This is a genomic window from Blastococcus sp. SYSU D00669 (assembly GCF_054050715.1).
In genome coordinates this window covers 17,778-32,275 of sequence record NZ_JBJGZV010000052.1, presented here as the reverse complement: position 1 = coordinate 32,275, position 14,498 = coordinate 17,778, and the positions used below count along the sequence as shown (strand labels likewise).

Genomic DNA, 14,498 nt, shown 5'->3' with positions numbered 1-14,498 from the left:
TCCGGCTGTGGACGTGGTGGCCCCGGTCGTCACCCCGGTGGTCGACGAGGTCGTCACGCCGGTGGTCACGCCGGTGGTGGAGGACGTCGTCACGCCGGTGGTGGAGGACGTCGTCACGCCGGTGGTCGAGGACGTGGCGACGCCGGTGGTCACGCCGGTCGTGGACGAGGTGCTCGCGCCAGTCGTGGAGGGCATCGTCACTCCGGCTGTGGACGTGGTGGCCCCGGTCGTCACCCCGGTGGTCGACCAGGTCGTCGCGCCGGTGGTCGAGGACGTGGCGACGCCGGCGGTGACGCCGGTGGTCGAGGACGCGGTCACCCCGGTGGTCGAGGACGTGGCGACGCCGGTAGTCGAGGTCTTGACCCCGGTGGTCGACGACGTCGTCACGCCGGTGGTCCAGGACGTCGCCATCCCGGTCGTGACCCCGGTGGTCGATCAGGTTCTGGCGCCCGTTGTCGAGGTCGTGACCCCCGTGGCCGAGGATGTCGTCGCTCCGGTGGTCACCCCGGTCGTCACGCCGGTGGTCGAGGACGTCGTCGCTCCGGTGGTCACCCCGGTCGTGGACGTGGTCATCCCGGTCGTGGACGTGGTCGCCCCGGTCGTCGCCCCGGTCGTCACGCCGGTGGTCGACGACGTGGTCGCCCCGGTCGTGACCCCGATCGTCGAGGACGTGCTCGCGCCCGTCGTCGAGGTCGTCGTCCCGGTGGTCGACAGCGTCGTGACGCCGGTCGTGGACGTCGTGCTCACCCCGGTGGTTGCAGTCATCGCGCCTGTCGTGACGCCGGTGGTCGAGGTCGTCGTCCCGGTGGTCGACAGCGGCGTGCTCACCCCGGTGGTCGAGGTCGTCACCCCCGTCGCGACGCCGGCGGTCGAGGTCGTCGCGCCCGTCGTCACGACGGCGGTGGAGGTCCTCGCGCAGGTCCTGACGCCGGTGGTGAGCGGGATCCTCACCCCGGTCGTCACCGGCGCTGTCGCCCCGGTGCTGACACCCCTCCTCGGCACGACGACCCCGGTGGCCGAGGCCCTCATCCCGGTCGCCGAGAACGTCAGCGCGTCGGCCACGAGCCTGGTCTCCCCCGCCGTCCCGTCCACCGTGGCGGCCCTCGCCGGCCTGTTCGCCTTCTCGCCGTCCGTGCCCGCCGTCGGGACGTACGGCAGCACCGCCCCGGCCGACGCCGGTCGGGGCGCTCCTTCCCCGCACTCCTCCGGGACGCCGGCCGAGGTCCCGACCTCGGCACCGCCGTCCTCCTCCTCCGCGGGTGGCGGCTCGACTGCGCCTGCCTTCTTCGCCGTGATCCCGACGGGGGCGCGGCATCCGGAGCACGTCGGCTCGGTCTCCACCGACCCGGCCGCCGTCCTCCGCACCGGCTCGGATCCCGAGCCGTCCACCTCTCCTGACTGAGGTCCCTCCGGGCCGGTCCCCCGGGCGTCCGCGTGACGCCGGGGCGGGCCGGCCTTTCCCGATCCGCCGTCCGGACGCCGCTGCGCCCGGGCGGTCCGGGAGGAGGGACCCGTCGCCGTGCTCAGGCTCCGCCGGGTCCGGCGCGGCCCCTCCGACCGGAACCGGCGGTGGCCGCCCGACCCGTCACGGGGCGGGTCGGGAGGCCATCCGCCGGGGCGGCCGCATCGCGTCCGCCCGGGTTTCACGGGGCCGGGCGGGCGCGGGCGGGGCGCCAGCAGGACGAACCGCGTCGTGTCCGCCCGGGTTTCACGGGGCCGGACGGCCACGAGCGGGTGCCGGCAGGACGCAGGCCGCGTCGTGTCCGCCCGGGTTTCACGGGGCCGGGCGGGCACGAGCGGCCGGTTCCACCGCGACGCCGGCCACGGGGTCGCCGCCGTGGCCGATGGTGTCGACGGCGCCCTACCGGCCGGTAGCGTCGGCGCATGAGCACCACCCACGAGGTGACCAACCAGGCCCCGCCGCTGGTCGGGCACGACCCGATCGCCGGGGACGCCGTCCTGGCCGAGGCCTGCGTCCGGCACGCGGGCCGGGACGCCCTCGAGTCCCTGGCCGAGCTCGGCCGCCTGGCCGGCAGCGAGCAGGCGCAGGAGTGGGGCCGCGCGGCGAACGAGAACCCGCCGCGGCTGCGCACGCACGACCGCTACGGCCACCGGATCGACGAGGTCGAGTTCCACCCGGCCTGGCACGAGCTCATGCGCACCGCCGTCACGCACGGCCTGGCCGGCGCCCCGTGGGCGAGCGCCGACCCGCACCCGCACGTCCGCCGCGCCGTCGGCTACCTCGGCTGGACGCAGGTCGAGATGGGCCACGGCTGCCCGGTGACGATGACCTACGCCGTCGTCCCCGCCCTGCGGCGCAACCCCGAGCTGGCGGCCCGCTACGAGCCCGGCCTCACCGCGCCGGCGTACGCCTTCGGCCTGACCGACCCCGCCGGTAAGCCCGGCCTCGTCGCCGGCATGGGCATGACCGAGAAGCAGGGAGGCTCCGACGTCCGCGCCAACACCACGCGCGCCGTCCCGAACGCCGACGGCACCTACTCCCTCACCGGCCACAAGTGGTTCACCTCGGCGCCGATGAGCGACCTGTTCCTGGTGCTGGCCCAGCTCGAGGAGGGCGTCTCCTGCTTCCTCGTGCCGCGCGTGCTGCCCGACGGCAGCCGCAACGTGTTCCGGCTGCAGCGGCTCAAGGACAAGCTCGGTGACCGGGCCAACGCCTCCAGCGAGGTGGAGTTCGACGGGACGACGGGCTGGCTGGTGGGCGAGCCGGGCCGCGGCGTCCCCACGATCATCGAGATGGTCAACGTCACCCGCCTCGACTGCGTGCTCGGCTCGGCCGCCACCGTCCGTGCGGCGCTGACCCAGGCCGTCCACCACGCCGACCACCGCCGCGCCTTCGGCGCGCTGCTGGTCGACCAGCCGCTGATGCAGAACGTCCTCGCCGACCTGGCCGTCGAGAGCGAGGCGGCCACTGTCCTGGCGATCCGGCTGGCGGCCGCGCTCGACGCGGGGGAGGCCGACTTCCTCCGGCTGGCCGGCGCCGCCGCGAAGTTCTGGGTGTGCAAGCGGACGGCGGCCGCCGTCGCCGAGGCGCTGGAGGTGCTCGGCGGCAACGGCTACGTCGAGGACTCCGGGTTGCCCCGGCTCTACCGGCAGGCCCCGCTGAACTCGATCTGGGAGGGCTCCGGCAACGTCATCGCCCTCGACGTGCTGCGTGCGCTGGGCCGGCACTCCGACTCGCTGGCCGCGGTGACCGCCGAGATCGACCTCGCCCGCGGTGCCGACGCCCGCTTCGACGAGGCGGTGAAGCGGCTGGCCACCGAGCTCGGTGATCCCGAGCAGCTGCCCCTGCGCGCCCGCCGTGTCGCGGGCCTGCTGGCCTTGTGCCTGCAGGGCTCGCTGCTCCTGCGCTACGCCCCTCCCGCCGTCGCCGACGCGTTCTGCGCCACACGGCTGGGCGGCGACTGGGGCGCTGTGCTGGGCACTCTCCCGGCGGGGACGGCGGCCCGCAAGATCGTCGATCGCGCGCGAGTCACAACGGTGTGACTCACCGCTGTCCCCGGCTACTCTCGGGGGGAGCGCCGGCGCCACCGATGCCGTCGGCGGCGTCCAGGTCGGTCGGTCCGCGGTGTCCCGCGGCCGGGTCCGGCACACCGGGGGAGCAGGAAGCGGGCAGCGTGGAGCCTCATGACGTCGACCGGACGCCGGTCCGTCCCGACCCGCTCCACGGGATCGCCGACGCCGTCTTCCAGCTGGACCCCCGCTGGCGGTTCACCTACGTCAACCCGGCCGGTGAGCGGCTGCTGCGCACCTCCCGCGACGAGCTGCTCGGCCACACGCTCAAGCACTGCCGTCCGGAGATCACCGGGACGTTGCTGGCCGACCAGCTCGTCAGCGTCGTCAAGGACGGCCAGCCGCGCGCCTTCGAGTACGTGCACGAGCCGTCCCAGCGCTGGTACGAGATCCGGGCGACCCCCGACTCCTTCGGCGTCACCATCTTCGTCCGCGACATCGACGAGCGGCGCCGCGCCGACCTGGTGCGCCGGGCGCGCACGAGCCAGCTGACGGCGATCCTGGAGTCGCTGCCCGCGGCGACCGTGCTGGTCGGCGAGGACGGCCGCATCCAGACCGCCAACCGGGCGTGGGCGCTCAACGGCGACCTCCTCCGGCAGAACGGCTACGAGCCCGGCGTCGTCGGCGACGACTACCTGACCTGCATGGCCAACGGGCTGGACCCGGCCGACCACGCGGCGATCGCGGCCGGGCTCAAGGAGCTCGTGGAGGGATCGGCGGACACCCCGCCCTTCGACCACGAGTACTCCACCCGCCTGGGCCCGTCGGTCGCCTGGTTCCACCTGCAGGCATCCCGGGTGGTCGGGTCCCGCCAGGTCGTGGTCAGCCACGTCGACGTCACCGAGCGGGTGGTCGGCGAGCAGGCGCTGGCGTGGCAGGCCCGGCACGACGAGCTGACCGGCCTGCCCAACCGCTCCCGGTTGCTGGAGCTGATCGCCGACGCGCTGCACGACCCCAGCCGCCGCTCGACGGCGCTGCTGCACCTCGACCTCGACGGGTTCAAGACAGTCAACGACTCGCTGGGCCACCAGGTCGGCGACGCGCTGCTGCGGCAGGTGGCCTACCGGCTGGTCGAGCAGGTGCGCCCCGGCGACGCGGTCGGCCGGCTGGCCGGCGACCAGTTCCTGGTGCTGGCCCGGGACGTCGACAGCAACGAGGCGGCCGCGCTGGCGTTCCGGCTGCAGGGCTCGTTCACCGCGCCGTTCCCGGCCGAGGGGCTGGCCGTGCCCCTGTCGGCGAGCATCGGCGTGGCGGTGGCCGAGCCCGGGTCCCGGGACGCCCACGGCCTGCTCAGCGACGCCGACTCGGCCATGTACGCGGCCAAGGCCTCCGGGCGCGACCGCGTCCACCTCTTCTCGGCGGGCCTGCGCGACGCCGCGCGCTGGCGCCTGGAGGTCGCCACCCGGCTGCGCGACGGCGCGCTCGACCAGCTCGTCGTCCACTACCAGCCGATCGTCCGGCTGGACACCGGGGCCATCGAAGGCGTCGAGGCCCTGGTCCGCTGGCAGCACCCCGAGCGCGGCCTGCTGCCGCCGGACTCCTTCCTGTCGGTGGCCGAGGAGACCGGCCAGCTGATCCCGATGACCCGGTGGCTGCTGCACGAGACCAGCCGCAACGCGGCGCAGTGGGCGGCCGAGGGGCTGCCGCTGCGGATCGCGGTCAACATCAGCGCGCGGCACTTCGCCGCCGAGACCTTGGTGCGCGACGTGCGGTCGGCGCTGCGGGAGTCCGGCCTGCCACCGGAGCACCTCACCGTGGAGCTGACCGAGACCAGCCTGGCCGAGGACCCGGCCCGTGCCGAGGAGCAGCTGTCGGTCCTGCGGTCGTTCGGCGTCCGCGTCGCGATCGACGACTTCGGCACCGGCTGGTCCTCGCTCGCCCAGCTGCTGGCGCTGCCCATCGGCACCCTGAAGATCGACCGCTCGCTGCTCAGCGCCGCGCAGCAGGTGTCGGCGTCCGGCAGCGGCGACGTGCTGGCCGCGATCGTGGCGCTGACCCGCACGCTCGGCATCCGGTCGGTGGCCGAGGGCGTGGAGACCCCCGAGCACCTGCGGCTGGTCCGCGACGCCGGCTGCGACCTCGCCCAGGGCTGGCTGCTCGGGCAGCCGATGCCGGCCGAGCGGGTCGCCGCCTGGGTGCACGCGGTCAACGCGGCCGGCGGCGACCGCTGCGCACTGGCCGTGGAGGGCCAGCGGCGTTGACCGACCGGCCGGCCCGCCGGCGGGTGCGCCGGGCCAGCGCCCCGGCGGGGCCACCCCGGCCGGCGGCCGACCTCCCCGGCGTCCTCGGCGGCGGCGACGGGCAGACTGCGGGGGTGCTCGAGACCCCGGTCCTGGACGACCCCGCCGCCGCGCCGACCGGTGCCCGGTCGCGACCGCCGCTGGACCTGCTCATCTGGGACGCGCCGAACATCGACATGACCCTGTCGACGGTGATCGGCGCGCGGCCCACCGCCGAGACGCGGCCGCGCTTCGACGCCATCGCCGCCTGGTTCGTCGAGGGGGCCGGGGACCCGGGGGCGCCGGACGCCCCCGAGGTCGAGGCGTGCGTGTTCGCCAACATCCCGCCGGTCGTCGGCAGCCTGCAGCGGTGGGTGGAGGCGCTGCGCAGCTTCGGGTTCGCCGTCTTCGCCAGGCCCAAGACGCAGCCGGACGACGACATCGACCAGGACATGCTCGACCACATCGACGTCCGGTCGCACAGCCACCGGCTGCGCCGGCTGGTGGTGTTCTCGGGCGACGGCCGCAACTTCGCCGAGCCGCTGGAGGAGCTGGTCCGGCAGGGGACGCAGGTCGTCGTCGTCGCCTTCAGCGAGGTGGCCGGCTACGCGATCAGCTCCGACCTGCTCGAGTTCATCGACATCGAGGACGTGCCGGGGGCCTTCGCCGCGCCGCTGGACCGGGTCCGGCTGGACGCGCTGCCGCCGGACGGCGCGTGGCTGCGGCCCACCCGCAGCCTGCGCGAGTTCGTCAGCGGTTTCACCGCCCGCCGCAGCGGCTGAACGGCGACGCGATGGGAGCGCCCACCGCGTCGCGGGTGATCTTGGCGCGGTAGAGCTGGGCGTCGGCGCAGGAGACGAGCTCGAGCGGGTAGGCCCGGGCGCCGGTGGCGACGGCCACGCCGAGCGACAGGCTGATCGCGCCGGGCTCGAAGCCGGCCGGCTGCAGCTCCCGACCCCGCTCGCGCAGGGCACGGGCCAGGTCGACGGTCCGCTCCAGGTCGGCCCGGGGGAGCAGGATGCCGAACTCGTCGCCGCCCAGCCGGGCGACCAGGTCCCCGCTGCGGACGGCTCCGCGGACGAGGGCGGCGACCGCGCGCAGCGCCTCGTCGCCGCCGGCGTGGCCGTAGCGGTCGTTGACCTGCTTGAAGTGGTCGAGGTCGAGCAGGACGACGGCGACGTCGGTGCCCTTCGCGCGGGCCTCCGCGCAGACCGTGCTGAGCTCGGCGTCCCAGCGGCGGCGGTTGGCCAGCCCGGTGAGCGGGTCCTCGTGGCTGAGCCGGTCCAGCCGCGACAGCAGGGCGCTGGTCCGGTCCTGCTCGCGCTCCAAGCGCACGCGCGCACCGAGCTCGCTGACGGTCACCCGCTGGCGCAGCACGTGCGCGACGATCGCGATGATCGAGGCGGTGGCGAGGTAGTGGACGCCGGTCGTCAGCGACTCCACGCCCACCGCCGAGCCCGGCAGCAGGGCCGCGACGGCCAGCGCCAGCCAGGTCACCGCGATCAGGCCGCCGGTCCACCGCGGGCGCCCGGCGAGGACGCAGCCGCTGCCGTAGAGGGCCAGCGACAGCCCCATGAGGTAGGCCTCGACGTGGGTCACCCGGGTCGCCATCCAGGCGATGTCCAGCTGGACCAGCGTCAGGACGGCGATCGTGAGCAGCTGCGGCCGGCGCAGACCTACCGGCCGGCGCCAGAGCAGCCACAGGACGGCGAGCATCGGGACGGCGCAGAGGGCCCGCACCAGCCCGAAGCGGCCCACCTGCGCCGGCTCCAGCAGGAGGCCGAACCCGGTCCAGCTCGGCAGCACCAGCGCGGCGAACGCGACGACCAGCAGCGCCGAGGCCCGGCCGCGCTGCTGGAGCTCCGCGCGCAGGTGCGGGGCCGCCGTCACGAGCTCGTGCAGCGGCGCCCGCTCCGAGAGCTCCTCCTCGGCCCGCCGCCCGCCCGTCACGGGCACGGTCGCGGAGCCGCGGTGGACGACGGAGGAAGCGCACACGGTCGGTGCGTCGTGCGTGTCCGCCGGCGCCGTCCGGGGAAGGAGCGCGTCCGACACCGGTCCGGGGAGGGGCGATGGCGGTCTGCGAGGTCTGCGGCAACGACTACGACATGAGCTTCGAGGTGGTCGCCGCCGGCGCCCGGCACACCTTCGACAGCTTCGAGTGCGCGATCCACAAGATGGCCCCGGTGTGCGAGCACTGCGGCTGCAAGGTGATCGGCCACGGCGTCGTGGTCGAGGGCCACTTCTACTGCTGCGCCCACTGCGCCCGGCACGAGCACGAGGGCGCCGCGGTGGCCGACTCGGCCTGAGTTCTAGCGGCCGCCCTCGCGCAGCATCGCCAGGGCCTTCTCCACCCGCCGCGCCCGGGTCTCCGGGGTCTTCGCGTCCTCGATGGCCAGCACGTGGCGCTGCCGGTGGCTGTAGGCGAGCTTCTCGAAGGTCGCGCGGGCGGCGTCGTCACCGGCCAGGGCGGCGGCCAGGTCGTCGGGCACGACGACCTCGCGCGGGGCGTCGTCCAGCTCGATGTCGACGTCGACCTCGTCGCCGCCCGCCACCCCGGCCGCGGTCCGGTTCGCCGTGCTCAGCGACAGGATGAAGCTGCCGCTGCGCGAGGCGATGGTGCTCCGGTAGGTGTGCCCGCCCACGGTCACGCGCACGGGCGGCTTGCGGCCGGCGCCCAGGGCCTCGACCACCTCGGCGGGGACCGGCAGGCCGGTCGTGTTCTTCCCGGTCTGCTCCACCGTCGTCCGGAACCTCATGGTGCCGCAGTCTGCCTGCGCGCTGGTCAGGCCGGAAGAGAGGCCTCGGCCGGGCGGCGCGGCACGGGCACGAGGTCGGCGCCGAGCCCGCCGGGCGCTGCTGTCCGGCCAGGAGGGGCCGTGCGGACGAAAAGCCCTGGGCGTGCGAGCACGCCCTCCCATCGGCCGCTGGCGACCGGACCTTCACCGTGGGTGACCAGCTCCCCCGTCGGGGTGAGCGGCACTGTCGGCGAGTCGGGCGGGCGACGGAACCTGACGATCCGCGTGACGGCTACGGTTCGTCACCGCGGGGTCCGCCGGCTGGTCCTCGGACACCGCGGACCCAGATCGGAGTGACCACAGATGATCAGCGAGCCGGGTGTCGACCACCCGGAGGAGCAGACCAAGGCCGAGGTGACGCTCACCAGCCGGGGCGTCTCGGTCAGCACGCGCGTCGAGATGGTCAGCGGAGGTGTCCTGACCGTCCGGCCGTCGGTCAGCGAGTTCGTCGACGAGGCCGTCGTCGTGCCCGGTGACGCGGTCGAGGTCTTCTGGATCGCCGACGAGGAGACCCGCGCGCTGCCCGCCGAGGTCGTCGACGTCGAGCAGGGCGCCGCGGTGCGCTGGCGGCTGCGCACCACCGGGCCCGCCGGGGTCAGCCAGCGCCGCAAGGCGGTGCGGGCGCGGCTCACGCTGCCGGCCGGGGTCGGCTTCAGCAGCGTCGAGATCGTGGGCGAGTCCGTCGACCTCAGCGAGGCCGGCCTGCGCGTGACCGCCGAGGGCTTCGGCGCCCCGCCCGAGAACGGCGACCAGGTCGACCTGGTCCTCGAGATGGAGGACGCGCCGCTGCGCACCAGGGCGGAGGTGGTGCGCCTGCAGGCCCGGGGCACCCGCTGGCTGCTCTCGCTGCGCTTCGTCGGCCTGCCCGAGCGGGAGGGCGACCGCGTGCGCCGCCGCGTGTTCCAGGCGCTCCGCGAGGAGCGCGCCAAGCGCCCGGACTAGGGGTCAGTCGCCCCAGCGGATCTCGGGGGACCGCGGCTCGGGCAGCTGGTCCCGGGCGCTCTCCAGGTCCGTGCGCCCCGAGGGCAGCCGCGCCCACACGTGCTTGCGCCCCGGCCGGCCCTCCCAGCCGAAGTCGACCGACAGCTGGGCCACCAGGTGCAGTCCCATGCCGCCCAGGGCGGGGTCGCGGTCGACCGCCGGCACCGGGGGCTTGTGCGGCGCCTCGTCGCTGAGGTCGAGCAGCCAGCCGTCGGGACCGGCCACCACCAGCGCGCGCACGTCACCACCGCCGTGCCGCAGGGCGTTGGACGCCAGCTCCTCGAACACCAGCAGCAGCCCGTCGCGCGCGTCGTCGGTGGAGTGGGAGCTGACCGAGGGGTGGGCGATCCGCGCCCGCAGGTCGGAGCGCACCCGCGACACCACGGGCATCGAGGCCAGCTGCCAGTGCCAGACGTCGCCGGGCACCGAGGGCACCGGGGCACAGGGCCAGGTGTCGAGGGCCGGAGGGGGACCGGGGTCCCGGCTCGGCTCCTGGACCATCCCTACCCCTCGCGTCGGCTCAGCACGGTGGGGACGGCGTCCCCGGGCGGCCTCCATCCTGACCGAAAGCAGGCCGTCGTGCAGAGGGGGCCCGGAATCCCGGGTGGCTGTTGGCAGACTGTCCGGCGTGGAGCAGCTGCTGCGGGAGCTCAGCCGGGTGGTCCTGGCCGATCGCCGCCTCGAGGAGATCCTCGGCGAGATCACCGACCTCGCCCGGCGGAGCATCCCTGGGGCGGAGTCGACGTCGATCACCCTGATCCGGGACGACAAGGGCTTCACCGCCGCGCACAGCGGGCAGATGGCGCTCGACGCCGACGAGCTGCAGTACGAACGCGGTTACGGGCCGTGCCTCGACGCCGGCCGCGGCAACGTCGTGCTGCGGATCGACGACATGACCAGCGAGCAGCGCTGGCCGGACTACGTGTCGCGGGTCCGCGAGCTGGGCGTGGGCAGTTCGCTGTCGGTCCCCCTGCCGTACCAGGGCACCAGCATCGGCGCGCTCAACAACTACTCGTCGACGCCGCGGGCCTTCGCCTCCGCGGCGTCGCTCGAGGCCGGCCTCGAGGTCGCCGAGGCGATCGCGGTCGCCGTCGTGAACGCCGATGCGCAAGCCCAGCTCGGCGAGCAGGCCCGGCACATGCGTCTGGCCATGGACTCGCGGGCGGTGATCGAGCAGGCCAAGGGCGTCCTCATGGCCCAGCGGCACATCGACGCCGAGCAGGCGTTCGAGGTGCTGCGCGAGGCCTCGCAGCGCTACAACCGCAAGCTGCGCGACATCGCCCAGGGCGTCGTCGCCTCCACCCAGGACGGAAAGCGCGGGTGACCCCGTGTCCTCGCGCGGGAGCGAGATCCTGGCCGCGCTCCTCGCGGCCGGCGAGGACGACGGCGGCCTGCTCCCTCGGCTGACCGACGCCTGTGCCCGTGCACTGCCCGGCACCGGGGTCGGTCTCGTGCTGCGGAGCCGGGACGGCCCGCCCGCCACGGTCGCGGTGGCCGGGCCGCGGGCGTCGCTCGCGGAGGAGCTGCAGTTCACCGTGGGCGAGGGCCCGTGCGTCGACGCGGTGCGAACCGGTCGCCTGGTCCTGCAGCCGGACCTCGGCCGGAACGGACCGACGCGGTGGCCGGCCTTCTCCGCCGCGGCTCTCGACGCCGGCATCCGGGCGGTCTTCGCGCTGCCGCTGGTCGTGGGCACGATCCGGCTCGGCGGCCTGGACCTCTACCGGGCACACGTCGGGGGGCTCACCGATGCGGAGCTCGCCGAGGCGCTGTCGTTCGCCGACGTGGCGACCGCCGTCCTGCTGCACCCGGGGGACGACGGCGCATCCGGTCGGGTGGCGGTGGTCGAGGACCGCGCGGAGGTCCACCAGGCGACCGGCATGGTGTCGGTGCAGGCAGGTGTACCGCTGGAGCAGGCCCTCGCGCTCCTGCGGGCGCGCGCCTACGCCGCCGAGCGGCCGGTCGGCGCGGTCGCGCGGGACGTCCTGGCCGGTGTGCTGACCTTCTCGGAGGTCGAGCGCCCCGGCGAGCGGGGGCGGTGACGGAAGCAGCGGGACGTCGAGGTCCGGGACGAGGGGAGCCGAGCATGGCCGGGTACGAGCGTCTGGCGCGCGTCTTCGTCGAGCTCGCCGACACGCTGGTGGAGGAGTTCGACCCGGTCGACTTCCTGCAGGTGCTGGTGGACCGCTGCGTCGAGCTGCTGGACGCCGACGCCGCCGGGCTGGTGCTGGTCGACCAGCGTGGGGACCTGCCACTCGTGGCCGCGACCGAGGAGCGGGCCCGGCTCCTGGAGCTGTTCCAGCTGGACGTGCGCGAGGGCCCCTGCCTGGACTGCTTCAGCAGCGGGGTCGCGCAGGCCAACATCGACCTCGCGGCCGTCTCCGACCGCTGGCCGCGGTTCCGCCCCGCGGCCGTGGCGGCCGGGTTCGGGGGAGCACACGCGCTGCCGATGCGGCTGCGCGGACAGGTGATCGGTGCGCTGAACCTGTTCACCGACGCGCCTCGCCGCCTGTCCGACGACGATGTGGCGGTCGGGCAGGCGATGGCGGACATCGCCACGATCGGTCTGCTGCACGAACGGAACCTGCACGACCAGACGGTGCTCTCCGAGCAGCTGCAGACGGCACTGAACAGCCGGGTGCTCATCGAGCAGGCGAAAGGGGTGCTGGCGGCCCGGGCCGGGCTGAGCGTGGCCGAGGCGTTCGTCCGCATGCGCGCCCATGCCCGGCGGCACGGACTCGCGCTCACCGCCGTCGCCGAGGCGGTCGTGGCGGGCCGGCTCGACGCACGGGTGCTCCTCGGCTCCTAGCGTACGGACCGGTCCGTCCGCCGATCTGCGGGGACGGGCGATCGCGCCTATGGTGGAGGGCACGACAGGCGTCCGGCCGAGCACCATAGGACGACCATCGGGCCACCGGCCCGAGCGCCCCGGCCCCGGCGCGTGCGTTTCCCGCGCCGAGGAGACCCGTTTGACCACCGCCGAAGCACCGGCGCGCACCCGCGCGCGCAGCGACTACGCCGACCTGTCCGCCCGGATCAAGGCGGCCGGCCTGCTGGAGCGGCGCACCGGCTACTACGTCGCGAAGTTCACCCTGACCCTGGGCCTGTTCGCCGCCGCCTGGGCCGCGTTCGCGCTCATCGGCCCCAGCTGGTGGCAGCTGCTCACCGCGGCCGTCCTCGGTGTGCTGTCCACCCAGGTCGCCATGCTGGGCCACGACGCCGGTCACAAGCAGGTGACGCGCACCCGGGGCAGCAGCTACGTGACCGGCCTGCTCCTGGGCAACCTGCTGACCGGGCTGAGCTTCGGCTGGTGGATCGACAAGCACAACCGGCACCACGCCCACCCCAACCACGGGGAGCTCGACCCCGACGTCGCGCCCGCCGGCCCGCTCGTCTTCCTGCACGGCCAGGCGGAGGGCCGCACCGGGCTCTTCGGGTGGCTCACCCGCCACCAGGCCGTCGTCTTCTTCCCGATCCTCCTGCTCGAGGGGCTGAACCTGCACGTCGGCAGCATCGAGGCGCTGCGCGACGGCACGGTCAGGGCGCGGTGGCGGGAGGGCGCGCTGCTCGCCGTGCACGTGGCCGCCTTCGTCGCCGCGCCGTTCCTCGTCCTGACCTGGGGTCAGGCGCTGCTCTTCCTCGCCGTCCACCAGGCGGTGTTCGGCTTCTACATGGGCTGCTCGTTCGCGCCCAACCACAAGGGCATGCCGCCGCTGACCGCCGAGGAGGAGAAGGACTACCTCCGCCGCCAGGTGCTGACCTCGCGCAACGTCCGGGGCAGCCGTTTCACCGACTGGCTGCTCGGTGGGCTGAACTACCAGATCGAGCACCACCTCTTCCCGAGCATGCCGCGACCGAACCTGCGGCGCGCGAAGCCGCTGGTCGAGCGGTTCTGCGCCGAGCGGGGCGTCCGGTACGTCGAGACCGGCCTGCTCGACTCCTACGCCCAGGTGCTCCGCCACCTGCACGACGTGGGCGAGCCGGCCCGGGCCTGAAGCCGGGACGTCACCGGTCGAGGCTGCTCAGCCGCTCGACCATGAACTCGACCGCGGTCGCGCTGTCGACCGTCTCGGCCACCGCGACGGCGCCGGGATCGGCCGAGACGTTGCGCCGGTCGACCAGCGTCTGACCGCGCCCGGCGCCCAGCGTGGTGTCGACGACGACGGAGCGGCGCACGGTGCCCAGCGTCCCCGGGGCGATGGCCTCGGTGAGCGCGAGCGCGTCGTGCACCACCACGCCGCTGGTCCCGTAGGAGCTGCGCGCGTGGTCCAGGTACTGCTGGAGGATCGCCGCCGCCTGCTCCCCCACCGGGCCCGCGGCCGCGAACCGGGCGATCCCCTCCTCGGTCAGCACCGTGGGGATGGTGACGTCGAGACCCACCATCGTGGTGGGCAGGCCGGCGCCGAACACCGCCTGCGCCGCCTCGGGGTCGGCCCACACGTTGAACTCGGCGGCCGCGGTGACGTTGCCGCCGTAGGACGCCGAGCCGCCCATGACGACCAGCCGGCCGATCCGCCGGGCGGCCTCGGGGAAGACGCCGAGCAGCAGGGCGAGGTTGGTCAGCGGCCCGATGGCCGCCACGGTGACCGGCTCGGGGGAGGACAGCAGGAGATCGGCGAGGGCGATCACGGCCGGGCGCGGGTCGACGGCGGCCGGGGACGGCGGCAGCACCACCCCGCCGAGGCCCGCCGTGCCGTGCACGTGCCCGGCCCGCTCGGCCTGCGGGTGCACCAGCGACGCCGCGGCCCCCGCGGCGACCGGCACGTCGCTGCGGCCGGCCAGGTGCAGCACCCGCAGCGCGTTGTCCGTCGTCCGCTCCAGCTCCACGTTGCCGTGCACCGTGGTGACCAGCTTCAGGTCCACCTCCGGGCTGGCCACGGCGAGCAGGATCGCCAGGGCGTCGTCGATGCCGGGGTCGGTGTCGATCACCAGGGGGGTGGGCACCGGTGCATCCCACCAGACGGCCCGGTCGGTG

General features: G+C 74.9%; 13 protein-coding genes and 1 pseudogene. 10 read left to right on the top strand and 4 right to left on the bottom strand.

The annotated features are described in order from the left end of the window. The 4 genes and pseudogenes from ACI8AF_RS24960 to ACI8AF_RS24945 form a co-directional block, all read left to right on the top strand. Window positions 1–1,402: pseudogene (locus tag ACI8AF_RS24960) on the top strand (hypothetical protein); the annotation flags it as partial. A 482-nt stretch (window positions 1,403–1,884) separates the two neighbouring features. Next, entirely contained in the window at window positions 1,885–3,504 is a 1,620-nt protein-coding gene (locus ACI8AF_RS24955; protein WP_456542473.1) for an acyl-CoA dehydrogenase family protein, read from the top strand. A gap of 131 nt (window positions 3,505–3,635) precedes the next feature. After that, window positions 3,636–5,732 (top strand): putative bifunctional diguanylate cyclase/phosphodiesterase, encoded by a 2,097-nt coding sequence (locus ACI8AF_RS24950; protein ID WP_456542472.1) that lies wholly within the window; start codon window positions 3,636–3,638, stop codon window positions 5,730–5,732. Then, the gene (locus tag ACI8AF_RS24945) at window positions 5,729–6,532 is read left to right on the top strand and encodes an NYN domain-containing protein (RefSeq protein WP_456542471.1); all 804 of its coding nucleotides are present in this window, start codon (window positions 5,729–5,731) and stop codon (window positions 6,530–6,532) included. Before ACI8AF_RS24950 ends, ACI8AF_RS24945 begins: the two co-directional genes overlap by 4 nt. Here the strand turns inward: ACI8AF_RS24945 and ACI8AF_RS24940 are convergent. Then, the gene (locus tag ACI8AF_RS24940; protein WP_456542470.1) at window positions 6,510–7,745 is read right to left on the bottom strand and encodes a diguanylate cyclase; all 1,236 of its coding nucleotides are present in this window, start codon (window positions 7,743–7,745) and stop codon (window positions 6,510–6,512) included. The genes ACI8AF_RS24945 and ACI8AF_RS24940 overlap by 23 nt on opposite strands. A 74-nt stretch (window positions 7,746–7,819) precedes the next feature. Between ACI8AF_RS24940 and ACI8AF_RS24935 the strand changes: the two genes are divergently transcribed. Beyond that, complete coding sequence (locus tag ACI8AF_RS24935; RefSeq protein WP_456542469.1) at window positions 7,820–8,056, top strand: hypothetical protein; 237 nt, start codon at window positions 7,820–7,822, stop codon at window positions 8,054–8,056. Between the two features lie 3 nt (window positions 8,057–8,059). On the opposite strand, the gene ACI8AF_RS24930 is transcribed toward ACI8AF_RS24935, so the two are convergent. Then, window positions 8,060–8,506, bottom strand: coding sequence for a YdeI/OmpD-associated family protein (locus ACI8AF_RS24930; protein WP_456542468.1), 447 nt, complete (start codon window positions 8,504–8,506; stop codon window positions 8,060–8,062). A gap of 342 nt (window positions 8,507–8,848) precedes the next feature. Between ACI8AF_RS24930 and ACI8AF_RS24925 the strand changes: the two genes are divergently transcribed. Next, window positions 8,849–9,487 carry a PilZ domain-containing protein gene (locus ACI8AF_RS24925; protein WP_456542467.1) on the top strand — a complete coding sequence of 213 codons (639 nt, stop codon included), beginning with the start codon at window positions 8,849–8,851 and terminating at the stop codon, window positions 9,485–9,487. A gap of 3 nt (window positions 9,488–9,490) precedes the next feature. Here the strand turns inward: ACI8AF_RS24925 and ACI8AF_RS24920 are convergent, their stop codons facing one another. Continuing rightward, the gene (locus ACI8AF_RS24920; protein WP_456542466.1) at window positions 9,491–9,952 is read right to left on the bottom strand and encodes an ATP-binding protein; all 462 of its coding nucleotides are present in this window, start codon (window positions 9,950–9,952) and stop codon (window positions 9,491–9,493) included. A 202-nt stretch (window positions 9,953–10,154) separates the two neighbouring features. Between ACI8AF_RS24920 and ACI8AF_RS24915 the strand changes: the two genes are divergently transcribed. From ACI8AF_RS24915 to ACI8AF_RS24900, 4 genes are all read left to right on the top strand, one after another. Then, window positions 10,155–10,850, top strand: coding sequence for an ANTAR domain-containing protein (locus ACI8AF_RS24915; protein WP_456542465.1), 696 nt, complete (start codon window positions 10,155–10,157; stop codon window positions 10,848–10,850). 4 nt (window positions 10,851–10,854) lie between these two features. Next, window positions 10,855–11,565: a GAF domain-containing protein gene (locus tag ACI8AF_RS24910; RefSeq protein WP_456542464.1), complete on the top strand. Its 711-nt coding sequence runs from the start codon at window positions 10,855–10,857 to the stop codon at window positions 11,563–11,565. Window positions 11,566–11,609: 44 nt separating this feature from the next. Continuing rightward, entirely contained in the window at window positions 11,610–12,332 is a 723-nt protein-coding gene (locus ACI8AF_RS24905; RefSeq protein ID WP_456542463.1) for a GAF and ANTAR domain-containing protein, read from the top strand. A 160-nt stretch (window positions 12,333–12,492) separates the two neighbouring features. Beyond that, window positions 12,493–13,518 carry a fatty acid desaturase family protein gene (locus ACI8AF_RS24900; protein WP_456542462.1) on the top strand — a complete coding sequence of 342 codons (1,026 nt, stop codon included), beginning with the start codon at window positions 12,493–12,495 and terminating at the stop codon, window positions 13,516–13,518. Between the two features lie 10 nt (window positions 13,519–13,528). Here the strand turns inward: ACI8AF_RS24900 and ACI8AF_RS24895 are convergent, their stop codons facing one another. Then, window positions 13,529–14,467: a nucleoside hydrolase gene (locus tag ACI8AF_RS24895; protein WP_456542461.1), complete on the bottom strand. Its 939-nt coding sequence runs from the start codon at window positions 14,465–14,467 to the stop codon at window positions 13,529–13,531. Between the last annotated feature and the right edge of the window lie 31 nt (window positions 14,468–14,498).